The following is a 20943-nucleotide window of genomic DNA, read 5'->3' as shown; positions in this document are numbered from 1 at the left end:
ATCCGGTGACCGCGCCGGTGACGGCCGGCTTGCTCCAAGTGACCTTCACGGTTTTGCCCTTGACGGAGGCCTCTACATTGACCGGCTGGCCGACCTTGACCGTGGAAGCCTTCGACAGGGGTGCCCTCACACTGTGCGAAGCGAGACCCGGCTGTGCATGGGCAGGCCCGGCCGCGCCGAGCGTAAGGGCTGCAGCCGCCACGACGGCTGCCAGTGCGGCGGAGGCCCTGCGGGCCTGTTTCATTGTGCTCATCGTTCCCCCAATATTGCGGCCGGCCCTACTGGCCCCGATAAGCCTAAACGAACCGGCACCAGCCCCATGCCAGGACACGCTTCGGCACCGTCCGCCGTCGGTCGTGCGGCTCACGTAAAAGAATGCCCATCTGTGACGCTCGTCATAGCTCAGTAAGATTCGGGGCAAGTTAGACCACGGTCATGTTGCCCGGAATTCGTTTCCTCTTTGGGTCGGGTCGCTCAACATATAAGGTCCCGCGCGTTAGGGTCCCGCGCGGGATCAAGAACCAAAAACGCTGATCGAGAACCGGATTATCAAGAGAACCAGGACGGTGGTCGCCGCTCCAGAGTGGTACCCGACGAGCTGACCCGTCCACTCTGATCAGATTCTTCAATCGCCAACTAGCCCGGGGATTTCATGGCGGGTGGCTGAGGGTGTGTGTTTAAGCAGGGAAAGGGTGCTCTGAGCTGGGAAAATAGTGGTTGTCGAGACCGTTATTTGCCGAGTGAAGGAGCACCCTTTCGATGCAAAAGTCTACCTGTGTTTTTCCGTCCGTTCCGGTCACTTTCACCGGCCAGTCGCTGGTCTCCCACGCCGGGGTGAAGGTCCTGACCGGTTTCATGGATGCCCTGGGTTTCGGGGCACTGTGCGAGGACCGGTTGGGCCAGTTCGTTCCCGCAGGCGCGACGCACCGGCCCGGCCGGCTGGTCGGTTCTCTGGCGGCGATGCTGGCCGCCGGAGGTGAACACGTGTCCGATCTGGACATCCTGCGGGTCTCACCGGGGGTCTTCGGCCAGCTGCCCTCGAACGCGACGGTGTCCCGGTTTTTCGAACGGACCGTGACGAACCCCGAGCTGTTCGGCTATGGCATCGAAACCCTCACCCGGCAACTGCGCTCCACGGCCTGGGAAGCGGCCGGGAACCGGAACCCGGCGTTGTCGGCGACAGCGGCGGATCCGCTCATCCTGGACCTGGACGCCACCCTCGTGGCCTCACACTCGGAGAAGGAAAACGTCGCCGGCACCTACAAGGGCGGCTACGGCTTCGCCCCCTTCATCGCGTCCTGTGACTACGGTGCCGGTAACGGCACCGGGGAAATCCTCGCCTGCCTGCTGCGGCCCGGCAACGCCGGCGCGAACAGCGCCGATGACCACATCCGCGTCTTCGAGACCGCCGTGTCCGGCCTGCCCGAAGGATTCTTCGACGAGACCGGGGCGCTGGCCGGAGAGAACGTCCTGGTCCGCACCGACAGCGCCGGAGCCTCAAGGAAGTTCCTCTGGTACCTGCACAGCCGGAACGCCCAGTTCTCCGTCTCCTACCCCGTCCCCGCGGCCAAAGCCCACATGGTCGATTGGATCAACGACAAGAAGAACTGGCAGCCGGCCCTGGACCAGGCCGGCAACGACCGGACCGATGCCTGGGTCATCAACGCCACCGACATCATCCCGCTCACCGACTACCCGCCGGGAACGAACCTGTTCCTGCGCGCCGAGCCCCTGCACCCCGGCGCGCAACCGACGCTGCTGGACATCGACGGGCACCGGATCACCGCGTTCCTGACCAACTCACCGCGCTGGCACGGCCCGTTCCTTGACGCCAGACACCGCGCCCGGGCCCGGTGCGAAAACCGGATCAAGACCCTGAAAAACACCGGTCTGGGCAAGCTGCCGTTCTTCGACTTCGCCGCGAACCAGGCCTGGGCGTGGATCGCAGCCCTGGCCTCCAACCTCGTCTCCTGGCTCCAGCTCACCGCGCTCCCCGCCGGCGACCACGCCAAGGGATGGGACATCAAACGCTGGCGCTACCGGCTCTTCGCCACTGCAGGCAAGATCATCACCCGCGCCAGAAAGAGCTATCTCCTCCTGCCCGGAACGGCACCCGAACACCAACTGATCCACAGATTACTCGAAGCCACCGCAAGCATCGCGGCGAGCCTCAAGAACCCCACCGCCATCATGCAGACCTGACGCCCGGAACCAGCCCCATCACTGCGAGCAGACAGACAGCCATCACGGGTACGTGGAAACCCGCGCCAACCCCGGCGCATGGGACGGTCGAGGGTGCCCGGAATCCGCCCAGACAACACGCCAGCCGCTCAGCCGCCATCAACACCCCCGACCGACGACCGATGCAAAATCCGGGCTAGGCCAGTATTCGCCGGGTTTTCAGTCCCGTTTCGCCAACTAGTGATCGAACCGCCAAAAAGAAGCCTGTGAGATTCCGATCTATCTGGACCATTCTGCGTAGTTGACCCCCGTGTTCGCGGGAAATTTTTCGGTCACTTGAAGAACCGGGGGCAGTCCCCTTCGTCGTTTTTCATGGTTGCACTCTCTCATGCCTGCTCGGGATCCCGGCGCGACATTCGGAAGCGGTCGCTCGCACAACGTCCAACGCGTCAGCTTAGGATCCGGGGTAGTGCCCCATTAGCGTGGTGTAACGGCCCGGCTTGGGCTTGTTGCCCGAATGTGAGGCGGCCATCGCATGATTCTTGAAAAGACCTACCAAAGTCTGTTCACAAGGATATTTCACGCGATGACCGCATCCCATAATATCGACCCTGCCCGCTTCCTGTCCGAACAACTCGAGCAGGCCAGCCCTGACCTGATGCGCTCGATGCTGACCACGTTCATCAATGCGCTCATGAGTGCCGAGGCGGACGCCGTCTGCGGCGCCGAATACGGGGCGCGCTCCGCGACCCGGACAAACTCGCGCAACGGGTACCGGGACCGGACCTTTGATACCCGCACCGGGACCCTGGAAGTATCGATTCCCAAGCTCCGGCAAGGCTCGTATTTCCCGGACTGGCTGCTCGAGCGCCGCCGGCGTGCCGAGGCCGCCCTGACCTCGGTGGTGGCGACCTGCTACCTGCTCGGAGTTTCCACGCGGCGGATGGAGAAGCTGGTGAAGACCCTGGGCATCACCCGGCTCTCGAAGTCCCAGGTCTCGGTCATGGCCCAGGACCTCGACGCGCAGGTCGAGGCGTTCCGCACCCGGCCATTGAACGCCGGCCCGTACACGTTCGTGGCCGCCGACGCCCTGGTGTTGAAGGTCCGCGAGGGCGGGCGCGTGGTCAACATCCACGCGATGGTTGCCACCGGCGTGAACGCCGACGGGTACCGCGAGGTCCTGGGCATTCAGGCGTCCTCCGCGGGGGACGGGACCGGCTGGCTCGACTTCTTCCGCGACCTCGTGGCCCGCGGGCTGAGCGGGGTCAGACTCGTGACCAGCGATGCCCACGCAGGCCTCGTCGCGGCGATCGGGGCCACCCTGCCCGGCGCCTCGTGGCAGCGCTGCCGGACGCACTACTCGGCGAACCTGATGTCCGCGACGCCGAAGGCGTCCTGGCCGTGGGTCAAGACACTGCTGCACTCGGTCTACGACCAGCCCGACGCGGCATCCGTGCACGCCCAGTTCGACCGTGTTCTGGACGCCCCGGCCCAGAAGCTCCGAAAGTAGCGGACCACCTCGAAGCTGCCCGGACCGACATCCTCGCCTTCACACCGTTCCCCAAGGGCCTCTGGCGGCGGATCTGGTCCAACAACCCCCAAGAGCGCCTCAACCGGGAAATCAGGCGCCGCACCGATGTCGTGGGCATCTTCCCGGACCGGACCGCGCTGATCCGACTCGTAGGGGCCGTGCTCGCCGAACAGCACGACGAATGGATCGAGTCCCGCCGCTACCCTCGGACTTGAGCTGATCCAGCAATCCCAGACTGCCGGGACCACCCCGGCAATCGACAACGAAAAGGAGGAACTGCACCCGGACCTGGCGCTACGCGCCTAACCAATTTTCAAGAATCACACAGCGGCCCGGTTACACCACGCAAATGGACTTGACCGTCGATTGGATCCCTCATGCTCCGCAGTGGCACTTATTAGGGACCGCCCCGCCGCCAAAGACGCTGCATTTAACGTTGAAATGAGCAATTCCCTAGGTCCCGTCAGTCCGGAACGCAGCCTCCGACCTCTGACACGAACTGTGCCGTGCCGTTGGTGTAGTGGTAGTCGAAATTAAAGGTGCAGGTGTAGCCGTTGCCGTGGCTCGTGTGGAAATAGTGATCGTGGAATTCTTTGTTGACGTTGTCCCGGAGAAGCGTTGGGTATGACGGGTCTCACTAGGGGTTACAACCGCCCCGCTGTCGTATCTGTACTCGGCGTGATACTTAAGATTCGCCTGCGGCACGGTTATTCCGCTGGGGGTCGTGACCTCGCCAACGAGCTCGACGGCGAAACCCAGGCCTAGCCAGGCGCGAACAGCAGGAACGCAGCGACCTTGGAGTGGCGGCCGCGTCGACGGGATCAACGATTCGGCCTCGGTCGAGGCTTATCGCCAACCGGCTCCTCGGGGACGGCCGCCCCGGCGGCAGGTGTTGGCGTGGGCAGAGGGGTCTCGGCCAGGTAGCCGTGCAGCAGCGAGATCACGGTGGCGCCGTCCCCGACCGCGGTCGCCACTCTCTTGACCGAACCGGAACGGACGTCGCCGATCGCGAAGACGCCCGGCACGCTGGTTTCCAGCGGCAACCCCGATCTGGTCGGTTCGTCGGACCCGGTGTCCCCGACCTCAGAGGGCCCGCCCGTGCGCAGGAATCCAGCGCGGTCGCGCTGCACCACGTCGGGCAGCCACGACGTCCGCGGCACCGAACCGATCAGCACGAACAGGCCGGTCGCATCGATCTCCTCGGTGGGCGCACCGTCAGAGTCCCTGGTGGCCGTGACGACGATGGCGGCGAGGCGCCCGTCCACGGCGCGGCCACCCACGATCGCGGTTCCGCGGCGGATCGTCACGTTCCGGGTGGCCTCAAGCTGGGCGATGAGGTAGTCCGACATGGTGGCGGCCAGCGTGGGTCCGCGCACCAGCAGCGTCACGTGCTTCGCGTACTTCGCGACGTGCAGCGCTGCCTGTCCGGCCGAGTTGCCGCCACCGACGACGCAGACGCGCTGCCCGGCCATCGACGGCGCCGTAGAAGACACCCCTGCCGACCAGCCCCTCGAGCTGCGGTACGCCGAGGCGCCGGTACTCCACGCCGGTGGCCACCACGACCGCGCGGCCCCGCACCACGCTGCCGTCGGACATCGCCACAGTGCGCACGACTCCGTCGACACCCAGGCCCTCAACCTGCCGCATAAGCAGAAACTCGGTGCCGAAAATCCAGGCCTGGTGGAAGGACCGGTACGCTAGGTGGGCGCCGCTCACACCGCGGGAGAAGCCCGGGTAGTTGCGGATCAGCGAGCTGGTGCCGGCCTGGCCTCCCACAGCCTGCTGCTCGACCACAATCGTGGAGAGGCCCTCGGAAGAGGCATACACCGCCGCCGCGAGACCGGAGGGGCCGGCGCACACGACCACGACGTCGAAAACCTTGTCCGTCGGCGGCGGTCGGGGCAACCCGAACGCGTCGGCGATCTCCACGTCGCTGGGGTTCACGAGGGTGGTCGGCGGCGACGTGAACTCCAGCACCACCACCGGCAGCTCGGGGTCGTGAAGGTCGAGGCTCTCCAACATCCGCTGCGTTGCCTCGGACCCGACCGGGTGGAATCCCACCGGGATGTGGTTGCGACCGAAGGAGTCGCGCAACGCATGTGTCCGTTCGTCGCCCTGCTCCCCGATCAGCCGGACCGCCTCGAACCCACCCCCCTGGGCCAGGTGCCAGTCGTCGAGGGCGTCAGTAATCGCCCCATGGAACTCTTCATTGCGCGGCCGCTCGGGGCGTATGACGAACAGTTCGGCATGGCCTTGGGCGACGGCCCGGAACACAGTGGGGGTGCTGGCGAAGTCACCCCACGCGACCGCAACGGCACGCTTGGCCGCCGGGTGATAGACGTAGGCCCGCCGCAAGAAATCCAGCCCGTCGCGGTCAGCCGGCCCGTAACATGCGACGATGAGGGCAACCTCACGACTCCAGCGCCGGAGCCCGTCGAGCACCGCTCGCCCATGGGCGTGATCGGCGCAGACCACCACCTCGTAGTCGGCGCCGTAGCGTCGGCGCAGCTCGTCGCCCAGGATGTTCCGAGAGATCGGGTCAGTGGTCGCGATCAGCATGACCGGAACCGCGTCATCCATGGCCGTCCTCCTCATAACGGATCAGTCTGGCCGGATGCCGTCCACGCTACCCGCCCGAGGACCCGGAAGCTAAAGGTTTCTCATGGGCAGGGGCAGTGGCTGCACGGTGGCTTTCGCCGGGCAACCGCGGCCCCGCCAGCGACACCAGCCCCTGCCAGGGCGACTCGAACGAGCACGTCGCCCTGCAATCGGGAACAGCCCGACTCTAGCGTTCATGGCAGCAACAGCATTGGTCGATCTCTTCGATATGTTCTTGAACTACAGTCGTTTGCGTGGTCGGTCGTTGAGTTCGGCGGCCGACTTAGTCGAGGTCGGCAGCACTTTGAATAACCGGCCATCAGAGCGATCGCGCGGGATTACCCGACGTTAGAACACAGAGCGATGGCCGGTGCCGGCCTCAAGCAGCAGGAGGCGGCGACCGGTCGCGCCAGGTTGGAAGCCAACGGGCTACCGCCGGCCCCGGAACCCACGGCCACAAAATCAAACTCCGCGTTGTCCATGTTCCGGCTTCTCTTTCGGCAGCGGCTTCACCCGACCGATCTTGCTCCGTGCTCCGTGCTCCGTGCTCCGCGCAGCCGAAGGCGGTTATCGCCTTCCATGATTGGTTTGTCGTACCCGATCGTGTTCCGACCGCCGGTCACGACCGCCTAGATTCTGTCTTTCCAAGTGCACAAAGGTTCTGCCAGAATGGCCTCCAACAGCGGGCACGCGGGATGACCTGGGCAGAACCGGAGCAATTGAAATGGAGGGGCCGCATGGACGATCGCCCCATTCCGGGAATCAGCCTCTCCGCCACACCGAGTGGAACCGGTTGTCTGGAGTGCCTCAGCGGTGACCAGCCAGGATGGTGGGTACATCTTCGCCGCTGCGCCCAATGCGGACACATCGGATGCTGCGATTCATCACCCTCACAGCATGCCAGCGCCCACGCACGCAGCGTCAGCCACCCCGTCATTACATCGTTTGAACCGGGGGAGGACTGGTTTTACGAGACGACGACGAAACGCTTCTTCCGCGGGCCGCGGCTTCCGGATCCTCAGTCCAGACCACCGGAACAGCCGGTACCTGCACCGGCCGAGAAAGTACCGGCAGACTGGCAGGAGCATATACACCGATAAGCGCGGACACCCAACCGGCCGCTCCGACGCCGAGGCGCCGCCCTGCGCAATACCAGGTTCCTGCCACGCCCAAGTCTAAGTGCGGATTGCCAAGCTGCGGACGGATTCGTTAGGTGCTGACCCAGGTGGAGTGGGAGCGACGTCGCCCAGGCTAAATGGCCGGTTAGCGTACGGTCCTGACGCCCTCGGACGGCTGCCATCCATCGCGTTTGAGACAGCTGACATCCATCGAGTTTGAGACAATAGACAACGCGGCCCCAGCCGCGTGGGAACTATTAACCACAGCTGTCAACTAAACTTCCAGCAGTGCCCTCCTCCGCTATAACGGGAGCGCTGCCACGCAACGAAAGGGGCGCGTCATCGTAGGCAAGATCGCCGTGATCGGCGCTGGAGTCCTCGGATCAGCCCTGGCCCGCGAGCTGCCCGGTACCGGCACCCACGAGATCATCGTGCGGCATGCACGTCTGCACTCGTGACGACTAACGAAGACACGCGTGGGGGCCGGCGCCGCTCCATTCGGCCGTTCTTGGGCCTTCTCCTGCTCGGGATGCTTGCGTCAGCGCTAGTGTTCCTCGGGCCCGGCTTGCTGAGCGGCTTGCGCACCGAGGTCGGCTGGCTGCGAGTGGGCCCGGAATGCATGGTTGAAACCTCGGAGGGAGAGGTCGGGCTCGACCGTGACGAGGCGCAGCTGGCTACGACGGCGGTGGCGCTCTTGGCCCGCGGGCTGGAGGCACCGGACACCTCCGGCATCGACGAGGCGGTGTTGCAGCGGCTGGCCGACGGGCCGTCCGAGGACGCTGGTGCCAGTCTGAAGTGCCAGGGCTCAGCCGCCAGTGACCTGCCGGAACAGCAGCTGAGTGTCACAGGACTGACACCGCGCGCCGAGAAATTGCGCGAGGCGATGACCGAGGTGTTCGGTGGTCAGAGCCTGGGCGGGTTTGCCCCGGGTGGCATCGATCAGGGGCACAGAGCGGAGTCGACGCACTACGACGGCCGGGCGATCGATATCTTCTTCCGCCCGGTGACGGAGGAGAACCGGCGTAAGGGGTGGATGCTGGCCCACTGGCTCGTCGCTCATGCCGAGGACCTGCACATCCAGTAAGTCATCTTCGACGACCGGTTCTGGAGCGTGCACAGCTTTCGAGGGCAATGGCAAGACTACGACGCACCTGAGCCCGGCAACGAGATCCTGCGTCATCTCGACCACGTGCACGTCGATGTGCTGGGCGGAGGTTCTGGCTGAGGAGCGGTTCAAGGCCTCGATTAATGGAAGGGCCGCCGCAACCGCGCTTGAATTTGCTCATGAGCTTGATCAGCAACCGAGAAGCGTTGGCCGTTTGCCCCGTTACATTTATTGGGTCCTCAAGGCCGGGGATTTGGTCCCTGGGTCCGGTATGACTTTCTCGCCCCTGTCATTGACGATCGGGGTGTCGCCGAGTTCGGAGACACGCGTTGACTGCTGAGCCTTGTATGCCTTCCGGTCAAGTCTCGGGCGCTGGTCAAACAGCCGGCGGCTGTTCGGGTTCGGCCAAGATCTGAAAGCAGCCCTCGGGACTGCCCCGGCTTTTGTTGACTCGGGGTCTTGGGCCGCTGTGATCGCGGTCCGGTTGATTGTTTCATATTCGATGGGCGTGAGTTTTCCCAGCCGTCTTTGGCGTCGCCGGCGGTGATAGGTCCTTTCGATCCAGGTCGTGCCCTCGCTCTCTGGAGTTGCGAGATTTTGCAGGGAGGAAGCAGGTTCGCCCTGCTTCCCGAAGGACAGCCCATGCCATCGTCGGACGGGATCCTGCCGAATTCACGGCCCGGCGCGCAAGGCGCCACTCGGTGTCATCCGCCCGAGGAGCCCATACGCTACAAGCCAGCATCGAACGCGTGACGAAGCCCAGTATGGCGAACCGAACCGAAACGGAAGTGGCTTTCGGGAGTATCCTGCAAGGATCGACGGTGGCGGTCATTGCGACAACCCCTGTCAGGTTTCCTGCAAGACCATACCGGCAGGGAGACATGCCTGCACCGACCGAGGAGCCGAGCGGAGGTCCGCCGCTGCAACGCGAGTTCACTCCACGCGCTGCGAGCACCGGACCAGGCATCCCCGGAGACTACAGGGCGGCAATGAGCCATGCGGTGCTGCTCGCCGTTGAGGCAGGTCTGGCGCTGCTGGCTGTGCTGGTCCACCACGGTTTCATGGCAGTTATGGCGATATCTCCGGTACCGCGTTCGCGGGGCTCACCTGGGGGTTGACGGCCGGTCCCTCCGGAATGGCGCTCGGTGTGGTCGCGGTGGTTGCCGTGTTCGGCTTGGTGCTCTCGCCACGACTGTGGATGCGGCTAACGGCCGTGGCCATCCCGCTCCTCATGTTGCTCGGGATGCTCGCTGTCACCCCCTCGGCACTTGGGCAGCGGATTGAGAAGTTCGACTCCACTCCGCAATGCGTTAGCGAGGGCTCGGGTGAGCCCATGGCCACTGTAGAGCGCGAGTCCCAGCGGGCGTTCGATTCCATCGAGAACATCGGGTATTTCGACGGTGGCGGCGCAAGTGGGGTCGGCGGCTGTCACCGCCGGTTTGCGATCTCAGAAGACGTCGATGTGTTGCAGCACTATCGTTCAGCGCTGCCAGAGGCGGGCTGGGAAATGGTCGAGGATGACGGGCGCCACCTGCGGGCCCAGCATGATGGCCTGGCGTTCGACGTGATGCCCTGCCCTGGAGGCGGTGTCGTCTGGGCCGGAAGCGACGACGACCCCGCATACGGACACGGAGGGGCTGTGCAGACGAGTACTGAAATTTGTCCACACGAGCACTGAAAACGAAGTATCGCGTCGCCGATTCGTGAAAACGACATTCCGTAAGCTCAACCCGGTGCACTGTCCGGTGAAGTAGCGCAAAATGAACACAACTCGTCCCGTGAGGGGAAACAACTGAAGTCGGCGCAGGACCCGACGTCGCTGAATGGAACTGGCCACTTTCGGTGGCAGTGTTCAGCATGGATCGGGTGGCCCTGGATCAGGCCGTCTTAGTGGTCTTGAACTACATTGGCATACTGACTCGTGTCATCCCGGGCGACGGTCAACGGGCTGGCACCGGTTTCGGGCATCATGGCTGCCCCTCTGGGAGGCCGACGGTGGGCAATGCCCAGCGAGACTTTCTGCCGGGCGCCGACGGCGCCGCCATCCCCAGAATCAGCATCTACACCGGAAATCTAGGGGCGCCGGAGTTTGAGGCGGGAGGTTTCCACCGGGGTCCAGCCAAACATGGTGGGCATCCTGCCAAGCTAGCGCACCCTGCGGCGGCGCCATGGCGTTCCTTCTGCGGCCGGTGTTCCGCACATCCCCCTTCATAGGGCCGACCACCTTCTGCTGCCCTAGACAATCGAGACCCGTTACGGCGGCGGTAGGACGAGTCATATCGGCGTCGAGGTGAATCACGGACACTTGACGGAGACCTAACGGCATGAACCGCTTGTCGGGGTACCAGCGCTGCCCCTAAGGCTGAGATCGACCATCGAGGACTGGCCCAGTCGGGCCCCACGCTGGCGAGGTGCTGCCCATTCATCTTTGTCTGGCGGCACGGAGCCTCCCGGGATTACCATCCAGCTTGAAGTCAACACAGTTCCGGCCCAAGGAAGTGAATCATGCTCGACGATACGGATCTCCTGCAGGCCCTGCGGCGTCACTGGGAATACTCGGGCAAGGACGAGGACATCTCCCACGAGATCTACCACGACGATGCCGTGCTCGAATTCCCTCAGTCTGGCGAACGGTTCGAAAGGCGTAGAGAACTTCCGCGAATGGCGACGACAGTATCCCGCGAAGCTCAAGTTCCACACCCGACGGATCACTCATCGTGCTGATCTGGTCGTTGTGGAGAACCTGATCAGCTACGACGGCCCGCCCCCGCCACACCCCTGACCACGCCCACGACCTGCTGGGCGTCCTGCCCCACGGGGCACCGGAGGATGAAGTAAGACCCGGAGATGGAAGACTTCGCACGGCTGGTTGCCGCCGGCGAGCTCACGACCCGGAGGCATAGCGACCCGGCCGTCAGGACCTATTACGCCGCTCCCAAGTCCAGGGACGAAGCCGCACAGTGAATAGCATGGAATGAAGCCAACTACGCCGGGCACGGGTATGGACTGTGGATCGTGGAAACCCCACGACGGCGAATTTTTAGGGGACAGAATAAAGGGTAAGGCCTAAGGAAACGACGGTCATGGCTGTTCTGTACGATCTGGGAATGGTGCGGCAATGGTTCAGAGCAGCCTCCGGAGTTGCTATCCAATTGCCCCTACAGCAGGTCGGAAGGCTGACCTGTGTCGTGGTGATCGGTCCGTGGTCAGATGGGGGAATTCTGCACCTTGTGTGGTTCCTATCCGCCCTCTGAAGAGACCGAACCAGAAGTCCAGTGCCGTGCCTCACGCCGCTTAGGTGTGTCCTTCGCGAGGATCTTCAGAGCCGCGCGCTCGAATAGCCCTTCGCTTGTCTTGGTAGAGGAGGCTTTCGACCGCGACGAGGGCGGCCGCTGCGACACAAACCAGTGCCAGAGCTGCCAGCGGGGGTATCCGCGCTGCTATAGGAATGAGGGCAAAGAGGAAGGTGGCACCGGCGAGCCGCCACTTCTTCCAGTCGCCACCCACGCGCCGCCAGAACGTGGCGCTCCCCAGCAGGTAGAGGGCCGCACCACCAAAGAGCGCGAAGGCTCCCAGGGCGCCAAAGTCCTCCGTCTCGTAGACGTGTGCCAGGACATCCTCCACCCCAAGTGCAGAGAGGACTATCCCGGCGACGAGGGGGAGGTGCAAGTAGGTGTAGGCGTCTACGGCTGCCGAGGCGCGTTCCCTCCCTCGCAAGGCGGCGAAGCGGTGCTCGGCCGCGATGGCGGTGACGTCGAAGTGCAGCCACCATAGGCAGATGGACAGGGCTATGCCGAACACGGCGCCGAAGAGGATCGGGATGCTGACCGGTTCCTGCGAGGCGCCGACACCGATCGCGACGATCGATTCGCCAAGCGCCAGGATGACGACGAGGCCGTACCGCTCGGTCCAATGAGCCGCGGAATGGATACGCCAGTTGCCGCGCGTGGACGTGAAATAGGTGATGCCGGCGTCCACGGTGATTCCAGCCAACCAGAACCAGGTCTGCGATGCCCCTCCCACCACGGCGCCTGCCACGATAAGTGCCGAGCCGAGCACCATTCCGCCCGCAGTTTTCGCGACCTGGCGGCGCAGGGGCTGATCATCCCCCGCCGCGTAGGCGTAGAGCGTCACATGCAGCACGCGGACGACGACGTAGGACAGGGCCAGCACGAGAGGGCCGCTGAGCCCTCCCTCTAGGTCGTGGAAAGCCTCGGGTATGGCGAGTGAGGCGATGAACATGGCGACCATGACGGCGGACAGCCCGAACCGCATGAGGCCCTCGTCGACGTGCGTCTGGTTAGAGAGCCAAGCGAAGCACACCCAGGACCACCAGAGCAGAGTGAGGATGATCATGCCCTGCAGGACGCCGAAGAAGGAGTGCTCGTGCGCCATGAAGCTCGTAACCTGCGTGAAGGCGAAGACGAAGACCAAGTCGAAGAAGAGCTCGAAGGTGGTCACACGATGGGACTCGTCGGAGACTCGGGCTGCAGGGAGTGTTTTTCTCGTGTGTGGCATGGCATCAAGAATAAATGTGGATCATTCGTCGTAACAGCTGAATAGCGGAGTGCAAGAAGGACCCTGGCCATGGAAGCGCCGGGTCCTTCTTGCAGATGAGGCAGGAAAAGAAGGTGTGAGATGTAGATCTATTTGGAAGTTCTTCGTGCCCGGGTGACGGCACGCGGTCTGGAATGCATGCACGAGCTGGTCACGATGTTCCAGGAGACAGGTCGCTATCCGTCCAGGAACGCGGAGAGCACCTCGGAGCGGACCTTGGCCGTGTGGGTGCAGCGCCGCCGTGAAGATGCCCGGACCGGCAGGCTGGCGCCGGTATTGCGCGAAGGCCTGGCCGTCCTGCCAGGCTGGGAAGGGAAACCCCGCGTCGAGGCGGACGAGGAACGGTGGCGGCAGCGGCTGGAAACACTGAAGGCGTACCGGGCCGGCGGCAACGATTGGCCGCGGCACAAGGCCGTCATCACCGGTGAGGAGCACGAGCTCGGGATCTGGTTGCACAGCCAGCGCATGAAGCAGCGCCGGGGCCAGCTCGATGCCGCAAAAACCGCGGCCCTGGACGAGGCCGTGCCGGGGTGGCGCAACGGCAGGAAGCGCGGCCGTCCGGCCGCGGCTAATGCAACACTGCAGTCTTGACGACGCGCCGGATTGCGTGCCAACGCTGCGGCATGTCCACAGGAACTGTGCGCATCGCTGCGATTCAGGCCACGCCGGTAATCCTCGATGCGGAGGCATCGGTGTCGAAGGCCCTCCATCTCCTGGGCGAGGCAGCAGGCGATGGCGTGAAACTCGCGGTTTTCCCTGAACTGTTCATCCCCCTCTACCCGTCAGGGGTATGGGCCCGCGAAGCGGCCCGGTTCGACGGATTTGATGAGATGTGGACCCGACTCTGGGCCAACTCTGTCGACGTCCCCGGGCCCCAAATCGACCGCTTCGTCACGGCATGTGCGGACCACGGCATTTACTGCGTGCTTGGAGTGAACGAGCGGGAATCCGCTAGGCCCGGAAGCCTCTACAACACCATGCTTTTGGTTGGTCCTGAGGGTTGCTCTGGAAACATCGCAAATTGATGCCCACGCTGCACGAACGCCTCTTCTACGGCGTCGGTTACGGGCAGGACCTGAATGTCATCGAGACTCCGATAGGGAGGGTTGGCGGCCTCATTTGCTGGGAGAACCGCATGCCTCTCGCTCGGTACGCGATGTATCGTCAAGGCGTGCAGATCTGGGCGGCCCCAACGGCCGATGACTCTGACGGCTGGATTTCCACGATGAGTCACGTAGCGATCGAATCCGGCGCGTTCGTGGTCTCGGTCCCTCAGTACATCCCTCGCTCTGCGTTTCCTGATGACTTCCCGGTGCACTTGCCAGACGGTGATCAGGCGCTCGGACGAGGTGGAGCGGCAATCTTCGAGCCGGAACAGGGGCGTGCCGTAGCAGGTCCTCTTTATGATCAGGAAGGGCTCGTTGTCGCAGACGTCGATCTAGATCACGCTCTTGCCGCGAAGCGAATTTTCGACGTCGTGGGGCACTACAGCCGCGAAGACGTCCTCTACCCACCGGCCCCTACCAGCCATTCTTCGGAAGGCCCAGCACCTGTGCAGCGGACTCGACCTCCCCTAGGGCGCTAGCGCCGGCCCCGATGGCTGAACCGGCTGGGAAGCGGGGAACCTCCAACGGAAGGGTTTGCGGTCGCGGTTGCGGAGGCGGCTCCATGATGCTCCGTTTTGGCCTATCTGTCGCTGAGTTCACAGGACCGTGTTTAGTCAACCAGCCCAGTTGCTGGCCGATGCCGAGGACTTTCATGGGGATGTCGACCGGCCACGGGCTGTTGTGCACCGCGACGCGGTACTGCTCCCCCGCCAGGGCGATGAGCGTGACGTTCTCCAGGCCGGCGAGCTCGGCGTCGAGCTGGTCTTTGACCCTGGCACCCCACTGGTGGATCGGCGGGGACGTGCGGTGGTTGGTGCCGAGGCGGATGTCGTACGGCTCGATGACCTCGTCGGGGTGGACGAGTCCGTGCTTGGCGGAGAGGACGTACCAGCGGTCGCAAGTCAGCTCCGCGTAGGCGGATGCCTTCTTGAACAGCTGGGAGACGTAGAGCTCGCGGGCCGGCGCCGGCCGCTTCAGCGACGCGCAACCGGCCAAACCGATTGTGTAGCTTTCGTTGTTCATGCTCCCCAGCGCCTTCTCTTGACCCTTGGACGTGGGAAGGCATGCGTAGAGCGCTAGCCGGTTGGGTCGGCGGATTTTGGGAAGCCGTGGAGACTTCCATGGATTTGCAGGGGCCGTTCCTGCTGTCCCAGACACCGGGCCTGAACGCCGCCCGGACGGTTTGGGATACGCCAGTGACACTTGCGCCAGGGGTACCAGCCGGGACGGCCGTTGTGGGTGATCTGAAGACGGTTGTGGTCCCGTTCCGCTCGGGCATGCAGATCACCTGGAGCGAGGAGACAGTAAACACCGGTACCCAGGCATCATCGGTCTGGAACGACAGCTTCCGCAAGAACCAGCTCGTCTTCCGCGCCGAGGTCGGCATGGGCGCCGCCAATGGTCATGATCGCCTAATCCCGCCGCAGGTGCGCGAGTATTTCCGGCGTAGTCAGCAGGACCCGCGGAGATGATTTCGTCTGGATGACAAGCCCTTCCAACTTATGGCCGCTATCCAGCAGCTGAGCGACCCACTTGGCGCGCTGCTTGTTCACGTATCCGATCTTGGTCGCTGGCCGCCCCACGGTTATGGCGACGGCGTTGGTGTCATACTCGTTTTCGGGTTCGCGAAGCATTCCTACACTCTGACCGATCCGGAATCTTTGTGGCCGATCCTCGTCCGCGCAGTAGCCCATGCCAACCACGCGGAATGCAAATATCTGAAAGGCCTAAGTCCTAGAAATTTGTAATCAACCAGCTTCCCGCTGGGCAGGGCGAGGTCGAGACCGTTGTCTGACTTGACCAGTTTGAGTGGCGGCAGTCCGTCGTCGCCTGCTGTCATCAAGGATTTCGCTTCGCTGTCCGCGATGTATCCGGCTCTATAGCCCTTAACACTCTGCCCGACGGCCATTGCTCGGGCTCGATCTCTCTCATAGTAACCAAAGGCCTCAGGTCGTTTGTCCGGCTTACTGGGCGGACGTTCCGCTGCTTGGGGGGATGTGGTTTCCTGAGGAGACGCTCGTTGCTCAGCGGACTGTTTGCTGCCGACGAAGGTTGACTTGAACCGCCCCCATATCCCCATGTGACCGACTATAGCCGCCGAGAATGAGCGAACGGGAAAGCGTTCACCCCGCAGCGAGGAATTATGAGGATTCGGGTCGATGCCTTCCGACCGGAAGTTCTTGAAGGCGACGTCGACCTGTCCAGTCGGAAGATGATGTTGCGGGGCTGGTTCGCGCCGCCGGATTCCACCTTGGGCAGTACGTCAGGCGACTGCAGAGCTGGCTGCCACTGGCGCCAGGCGGCCAGGAAGGGACCTCGAAGGCGATGTTGTCGGTGGATGTCAGTGACGCCGCGTGCCGCAAGGGCCCCGAGGGACCCATTGGCCAGCATCAGCAATTTTGCTTCTCCATGATCATTCAGCCTAGTGCGGCCGGCGAGCTTCGTATCTCGGGCAACACCCGCCTACCGTCCGCCTTGATACATGACGGATAGCCCTTAGTGCCACCGGGACGCCAACATCCTCTTTCGACGGCGGGAAGCTGACCGTGCACAGCGAGGAACACCGAATGTCGGCGCCGGGGACTACACTAGAATCATAGAACATATATTCGAATAAAGGTGTGTTGTGGGCGTTGTTCTCCCGCTCCTTCGCCACCCCCCCATCACCACCGCGGCCGGCATCCGGCAGGTCATGAGCGTCTACGGCCACCAGGCGTCGGCCCGGCTGGCCAAACACGGACTCCAGGCCAAAGTCCTCACCGCGTTCGCCGGCACCTCACACTTCAAACCCGAAAGACACCTCCTCCCCCCGTGTGCGTGCCGCTGCCGATGCCGACCGCCGATCCCGTGCTGCTCACCAAGGCCGCCCACGCACTCCTCCCCCGCATCAACGAAGGCATCAGGTACGCCCGGGCCGGCATCATGGTCACCGACCTCCGTCCCACCGGCAACCAGGCACCCCTGGCCCTGTTCGAAAACCCGCACGAGGAACGCCACATCGGAACACTCCTGGAAGACGTCACCCGCCGGTACGGGCGCGGCTCCATCGGCCTCGGCCACGGCGGAATACGGGGCGGACCGGACTGGACCATGAAACGGGACATGCTCTCCCCCCGCTACACCACCCACTGGGACGAACTCCCCCTCGTCAAAGCCGCCTAAACCACCCGCGCGACCGCATCACGAAAGAACACCACGCCATGAGCACCATCACCGCCACCGCCCCGCAGACCCACGACACACTGGTCCGGCTCGACGCGGCAGGTAAACCCCTGGCCATCCGGCACGACGGTCGGATCTGGCTTGTTGACCCAGAGACGGAATCCCAGCACTGGTACGGAAGAGACGCCTGGTGGGACACCCGCCGCACAGCAGCCGTCGGCAGCGGCGACCTGGTCAGCATCGAATACTGGCAAGTTCGCTCCGGCACCCACTCCGCCCTCCGGACCGCCACGCTCCGCCGGAAACCGCTCTCCACGCACTGGCTGCTGGACAGCATCAGCAACGCCGACGAAACAACCGAAGAAGAGTGAACGGCCAACCCATCAACGATCAGACGTGGGCAGGAATCCGGACGGAATTCACGCTACCGACCCTTCAGCAGGTGCGCCGCCCGCTCTCCGAGCTCATGGAAGACCCCGAACCGGTCATGCAACAACTCGTCCGCGTCTTCATCGACGACGGCACCTTCTGCCCCGGATTCCAGTTCCTCGCCGGCGGACAGCTCCGCCCCACCGTCGTTGGGCTCTTTCAGCGTGCGATGGAACTGCAAATCCCGCACAACTACTTCACGCTCTGGATGGTCACCCCCTCCAGGGACCTTGCCGGAGCACGCCCAGTCGACCACCTGAAAGGCGACCCCACTCCCCTGCTTCGCGCGCTGGAATCCTACCGCTGGCGCTAAAACTGGCTCTTGACCGCTGGCGGGGTGGGTAGCGTTGGCCCGTGGGACTCATCTACGACAACCTGGACCTAGCGGCCCTGATGCTGACGCGGCTCGCCGCGGAAGAATCCGAAGGACCCGGCGCCCTGGAAGGGCGCATGCTCGACTATCTGGACGGCCTCGAACAACGCAACGGCACCCCCTTCCTCGAGCTGGTGGCCATCACCCTCGCCCGGTCCACTTCAAATCCTTGGACGACCTGGCCCGGGCCACCGGCGACGGTTCGGCAGCATTGCTGGATACCGCCGAGGTTGAGGCGCTGGAAGCCCTCGATGGCGGTAAGTAGACCGCCGTCTGGGTCCGGGCTGCCGGCCGGCCTTGTCCCGCCGCTGAAGGTGGCTCTGGCCCGGGCCGTCACGAGGATGCCACGAGCTGATGCGTTGCCCGGGCGTCTGTCTTATGAGCCCAAATGGGACGGTTACCTTCACTGCACCCTGTCAACCCGTGGTCCCATATGCGAGGAGAAATGCAGGCGCCTTTGCTAAGCGTTCGTGAAGCTCATGCCTGGATAGACCGTCGCCCTTAAGGTCACCGCGTCGAAATGCGGGGCGCCGATGAGCTCCTTCGAGTGCCGGCGTCACCTGTCTCAGGCTGAAACCGCTGCTGATGGCCAAGCGATTCCTTGAAAAACTGTTCCGCCACCAGCTCTCGGTGTGGATCCACCGCCTGAACCTCGTGATCATCGCCATGATCTGGCTCCACGCCCACCTCCTGGTGCGGGTGAACCAGTACTTTGCATTCATGGTGCTCTTCGACCTGTACACCGTCACGGTGCTGGGCATCTACGCATGGAAGAAATGGATCGCCCCCGACACGTACCTGACCGGAACCGTTATCAGCAACGACGCACGCGGGGACTCGACCCGGCGGCTATCCATCGGCCTGGACCGAACAGCAACGAACGTCCGGCCCGGTGACTTCTTCTTCCCCCGCTTCGAAGGATCACCGGAAATCAGCAGGGAATGGCATCCCTTCTCCGTCACGGACGACAACCAGGACATGCTGACCTTCACGATCCGTCAGCACGGGGACTACACCCGCCGGCTCACCGACGTCGAAACGGGGACCCGTGCGCGGCTGGAGGGACCCTTCGGCCGCTTCGGATCGATTGTCGAGAAACAACAGCCAAGAGCGCCACTGGTGCTGCTGGGAATGGGCGCCGGCGTCGCCCCGCTGCTCAGCCTGGCCGCAGCCCACCACACCACACGGAAAATCCATCTCCTATGGTCCGTCCGCGACCCCGAAGACGCCTACTACCGCGACGTGCTTACCGAATACCAGGCCGCGGCCGGTGACCGCATGCAGGTGGCAATCAACGTCGGACGGTTCAGCCGCGAAGACCTCGCCGGTCTGCTCCCCGCGGAAGCCATCGCGGAAGGAGCGTTCTTCATCGTCGGTCCCAATCCCGCCGTGCTGGCAAACCAGCGGCCGCTGCAGAAAATCGGAGTCTCAGCCGGACGGATCCACCAGGAGCGCCTCACAATGTGACCAGGACCGGGCGCCCGCTCTGCGAGCCCAGGCGTCAAACAATGTCCCCTCGTCCTGAAAGAGGAGAATCTTGCCCGCATTAATCCTCACTGCGTTGATCCTCATCGGGATCGCCCTGCTGGTGTGGGTCGCGCAGCGCCGCAGACCGTCGCATCACTAGACGAGGCGCTCTCAATTGAGCGCCGTCGGTGCTTGAGCAGTCGCCGAGTCGAGACAAATCTCTGGCAACCACACCAGGAGCACCGTCTGTGTTTCGAACGCACGATAAATCATTTAGCCAGGATTTATCCGCTGCCTCCACAACGGCTCAGGCGCTGGCCAAAGAACCATTACCCTGGCCAGCTCGCTCCAGCGGGGGCACACATAGCAAGGCCTACACCTTGCGGCTGCCCCGGAGGTAAAGGGCCGGCAGTCCAACGCCGATAACAGCGCATATGTGAGGCGGAGAGTCCGAGGGTCGAAGCGGTAGGGTGCAGATCGATGTGGAGGCCGGCCGCCGGGTGGAAACGTTTATCCCGCAGGAACACGCGCCGGGGGCTGAGGCTGAGGTGGACTTCGGGGAAGTCTGGGTGGTCCTGAACGGGGTGAAGACGAAATGCCACATGTTCGTTTTCCAGCTCTCCCGCTCCGATCCGGGCAGGGTCGGACTTTTAGTGGGCTGATGACGCTAGCGTCAAAGCAGTCCTGGATCTCCCTGGTGCCTTGGCCATCACGTATTGGCCGCACCGGTTAGCCGCACCGGCCTCCAGGCGGTCCTGTGGCTGTGGAATAGCCGCGGTATGCCCGTATGTTGCATCGGGGTCAGTCAACGCACGAGAATAGAGAACAAGCCGAAGTGGCCGCCGATTACGATGAAGTCCGCCCCGATGTGAAGGAATCCCAGGAGAACTCCCTGGAAGCTCTGCAGTCCGAGAACGCACCCGATGCCCGCAGCGTCGTGCTGGAACTGGACGAGGCCGACGCCCTGGACGGGGCCGGTATTCCGGGCGGGGAATTCATCGCCGAGGAACTCACCGTCCAGGTCATCCCGCTGGCTACTCCGGTCCTCAGTGGGGGGACGATGACTACGCCCAGCACGCCGTAAAATTCGGTCGCAAAGCCCTCGATTGGCTCGGCCTGGGCCCCTCCGCGCAGGGTTTCTGCCAGTCCAACGTGGCGACTGCCAACGTTTCCGCCCTCAACGTGTCCGCCGTCTTCGAGCCGCTTCTGGGCAAGCACTAACTGACGGCCACCGGGCCAATACCTAGAAGGTCAGTGACGCGCTGATGTTCGTAGATAGCCTGCCCCCTGCGGGGGCGCCAGCCAGTTTGACCTAA

The 20943-nt window shown here is 63.7% G+C and carries 17 protein-coding genes and 4 pseudogenes; 16 read left to right on the top strand and 5 right to left on the bottom strand.

Going from position 1 to position 20943, the window contains the following annotated elements; all coding sequences use genetic code 11:
- The first annotated feature begins 759 nt into the window (after positions 1-759).
- Positions 760-2202, top strand: coding sequence for an IS1380 family transposase (locus tag QFZ69_RS07950; RefSeq protein WP_306917070.1), 1443 nt, complete (start codon positions 760-762; stop codon positions 2200-2202).
- A gap of 565 nt (positions 2203-2767) precedes the next feature.
- Positions 2768-4018: pseudogene (locus QFZ69_RS07945) on the top strand (IS256 family transposase).
- A gap of 515 nt (positions 4019-4533) precedes the next feature.
- Here QFZ69_RS07945 and QFZ69_RS07940 read toward each other — a convergent pair.
- Both QFZ69_RS07940 and QFZ69_RS07935 read right to left on the bottom strand, forming a co-directional pair.
- Positions 4534-5184: an NAD(P)/FAD-dependent oxidoreductase gene (locus QFZ69_RS07940; RefSeq protein WP_306917068.1), complete on the bottom strand. Its 651-nt coding sequence runs from the start codon at positions 5182-5184 to the stop codon at positions 4534-4536.
- Positions 5185-5260: 76 nt separating this feature from the next.
- Positions 5261-5734, bottom strand: a pseudogene (locus QFZ69_RS07935) (NAD(P)/FAD-dependent oxidoreductase); the annotation flags it as partial.
- 1271 nt (positions 5735-7005) lie between these two features.
- Here QFZ69_RS07935 and QFZ69_RS07930 point away from each other — a divergent pair.
- The 4 genes from QFZ69_RS07930 (at position 7006) to QFZ69_RS07915 (ending at position 11257) form a co-directional block, all read left to right on the top strand.
- The gene (locus QFZ69_RS07930) at positions 7006-7410 is read left to right on the top strand and encodes a UBP-type zinc finger domain-containing protein (RefSeq protein ID WP_373461830.1); all 405 of its coding nucleotides are present in this window, start codon (positions 7006-7008) and stop codon (positions 7408-7410) included.
- A gap of 595 nt (positions 7411-8005) precedes the next feature.
- Positions 8006-8512 carry a hypothetical protein gene (locus QFZ69_RS07925; RefSeq protein WP_307000025.1) on the top strand — a complete coding sequence of 169 codons (507 nt, stop codon included), beginning with the start codon at positions 8006-8008 and terminating at the stop codon, positions 8510-8512.
- Positions 8513-9680: 1168 nt separating this feature from the next.
- A complete protein-coding gene (locus tag QFZ69_RS07920) occupies positions 9681-10211 on the top strand; it encodes a hypothetical protein (protein WP_307000023.1) in 531 nt (176 codons plus the stop codon).
- An 827-nt stretch (positions 10212-11038) separates the two neighbouring features.
- A complete protein-coding gene (locus QFZ69_RS07915) occupies positions 11039-11257 on the top strand; it encodes a hypothetical protein (RefSeq protein ID WP_306917060.1) in 219 nt (72 codons plus the stop codon).
- A 570-nt stretch (positions 11258-11827) separates the two neighbouring features.
- On the opposite strand, the gene QFZ69_RS07910 is transcribed toward QFZ69_RS07915, so the two are convergent.
- Positions 11828-12994 carry a low temperature requirement protein A gene (locus QFZ69_RS07910; protein ID WP_306917058.1) on the bottom strand — a complete coding sequence of 389 codons (1167 nt, stop codon included), beginning with the start codon at positions 12992-12994 and terminating at the stop codon, positions 11828-11830.
- A gap of 189 nt (positions 12995-13183) precedes the next feature.
- On the opposite strand from QFZ69_RS07910, the gene QFZ69_RS07905 reads away from it, so the two are divergent.
- The 3 genes from QFZ69_RS07905 to QFZ69_RS23290 are packed head-to-tail and all read left to right on the top strand — an operon-like array spanning position 13184 to position 14675.
- On the top strand, positions 13184-13681 hold the full coding sequence (locus tag QFZ69_RS07905; RefSeq protein ID WP_307000021.1) for a helicase associated domain-containing protein: 498 nt from the start codon (positions 13184-13186) through the stop codon (positions 13679-13681).
- 32 nt (positions 13682-13713) lie between these two features.
- Positions 13714-14115, top strand: a complete 402-nt coding sequence (locus tag QFZ69_RS07900; protein WP_306917054.1) for a nitrilase-related carbon-nitrogen hydrolase — start codon at positions 13714-13716, stop codon at positions 14113-14115.
- Complete coding sequence (locus tag QFZ69_RS23290) at positions 14115-14675, top strand: nitrilase-related carbon-nitrogen hydrolase (protein WP_373461829.1); 561 nt, start codon at positions 14115-14117, stop codon at positions 14673-14675. The genes QFZ69_RS07900 and QFZ69_RS23290 overlap by 1 nt, the downstream gene beginning before the upstream one ends.
- Here QFZ69_RS23290 and QFZ69_RS07895 read toward each other — a convergent pair.
- Complete coding sequence (locus QFZ69_RS07895; protein ID WP_306917052.1) at positions 14611-15219, bottom strand: DUF6884 domain-containing protein; 609 nt, start codon at positions 15217-15219, stop codon at positions 14611-14613. The genes QFZ69_RS23290 and QFZ69_RS07895 overlap by 65 nt on opposite strands.
- An 86-nt stretch (positions 15220-15305) precedes the next feature.
- Between QFZ69_RS07895 and QFZ69_RS07890 the strand changes: the two genes are divergently transcribed.
- Positions 15306-15668, top strand: a complete 363-nt coding sequence (locus tag QFZ69_RS07890) for a phage major capsid protein (protein ID WP_306917050.1) — start codon at positions 15306-15308, stop codon at positions 15666-15668.
- On the opposite strand, the gene QFZ69_RS23285 is transcribed toward QFZ69_RS07890, so the two are convergent.
- Positions 15609-15899 (bottom strand): HIRAN domain-containing protein, encoded by a 291-nt coding sequence (locus QFZ69_RS23285; protein ID WP_373461828.1) that lies wholly within the window; start codon positions 15897-15899, stop codon positions 15609-15611. The genes QFZ69_RS07890 and QFZ69_RS23285 overlap by 60 nt on opposite strands.
- 930 nt (positions 15900-16829) lie before the next feature.
- Between QFZ69_RS23285 and QFZ69_RS07885 the strand changes: the two are divergent.
- From QFZ69_RS07885 to QFZ69_RS07860, 6 genes and pseudogenes are all read left to right on the top strand, one after another.
- A pseudogene (locus tag QFZ69_RS07885) lies at positions 16830-17358 on the top strand (DUF4113 domain-containing protein); the annotation flags it as partial.
- Positions 17359-17396: 38 nt separating this feature from the next.
- Positions 17397-17729, top strand: coding sequence for a hypothetical protein (locus tag QFZ69_RS07880; RefSeq protein ID WP_306917047.1), 333 nt, complete (start codon positions 17397-17399; stop codon positions 17727-17729).
- Positions 17726-18100, top strand: a complete 375-nt coding sequence (locus QFZ69_RS07875; protein ID WP_306917046.1) for a hypothetical protein — start codon at positions 17726-17728, stop codon at positions 18098-18100. The genes QFZ69_RS07880 and QFZ69_RS07875 overlap by 4 nt, the downstream gene beginning before the upstream one ends.
- 645 nt (positions 18101-18745) lie before the next feature.
- Complete coding sequence (locus tag QFZ69_RS07870) at positions 18746-19627, top strand: hypothetical protein (protein ID WP_306917044.1); 882 nt, start codon at positions 18746-18748, stop codon at positions 19625-19627.
- A 458-nt stretch (positions 19628-20085) separates the two neighbouring features.
- Positions 20086-20256 (top strand): annotated as a pseudogene (locus QFZ69_RS07865) (IS21 family transposase); the annotation flags it as partial.
- Between the two features lie 206 nt (positions 20257-20462).
- A complete protein-coding gene (locus QFZ69_RS07860) occupies positions 20463-20711 on the top strand; it encodes a DUF4193 family protein (protein WP_306917041.1) in 249 nt (82 codons plus the stop codon).
- Positions 20712-20943 lie beyond the last annotated feature (232 nt).

Source organism: Arthrobacter sp. V1I7 (assembly GCF_030817015.1).
Classification (GTDB): domain Bacteria; phylum Actinomycetota; class Actinomycetes; order Actinomycetales; family Micrococcaceae; genus Arthrobacter.
Note: the sequence above shows the minus strand (reverse complement) of the source record. Positions and strands in the feature narration are given on the sequence as shown.

What these genes read in the sequence shown, in the direction of transcription:
- QFZ69_RS07950 (WP_306917070.1), top strand. Translation starts at nt 760, where the DNA reads ATGCAAAAGTCTACCTGTGTTTTTCCGTCCGTTCCGGTCACTTTCACC.
- QFZ69_RS07900 (WP_306917054.1), top strand. Translation starts at nt 13,714, where the DNA reads ATGTCCACAGGAACTGTGCGCATCGCTGCGATTCAGGCCACGCCGGTA.
- QFZ69_RS07895 (WP_306917052.1), bottom strand. Translation starts at nt 15,219, where the DNA reads ATGAACAACGAAAGCTACACAATCGGTTTGGCCGGTTGCGCGTCGCTG.
- QFZ69_RS07930 (WP_373461830.1), top strand. Translation starts at nt 7,006, where the DNA reads ATGACCTGGGCAGAACCGGAGCAATTGAAATGGAGGGGCCGCATGGAC.
- QFZ69_RS07870 (WP_306917044.1), top strand. Translation starts at nt 18,746, where the DNA reads ATGGCCAAGCGATTCCTTGAAAAACTGTTCCGCCACCAGCTCTCGGTG.
- QFZ69_RS07915 (WP_306917060.1), top strand. Translation starts at nt 11,039, where the DNA reads ATGCTCGACGATACGGATCTCCTGCAGGCCCTGCGGCGTCACTGGGAA.
- QFZ69_RS07880 (WP_306917047.1), top strand. Translation starts at nt 17,397, where the DNA reads ATGAGCACCATCACCGCCACCGCCCCGCAGACCCACGACACACTGGTC.
- QFZ69_RS23290 (WP_373461829.1), top strand. Translation starts at nt 14,115, where the DNA reads ATGCCCACGCTGCACGAACGCCTCTTCTACGGCGTCGGTTACGGGCAG.
- QFZ69_RS07940 (WP_306917068.1), bottom strand. Translation starts at nt 5,184, where the DNA reads ATGGCCGGGCAGCGCGTCTGCGTCGTCGGTGGCGGCAACTCGGCCGGA.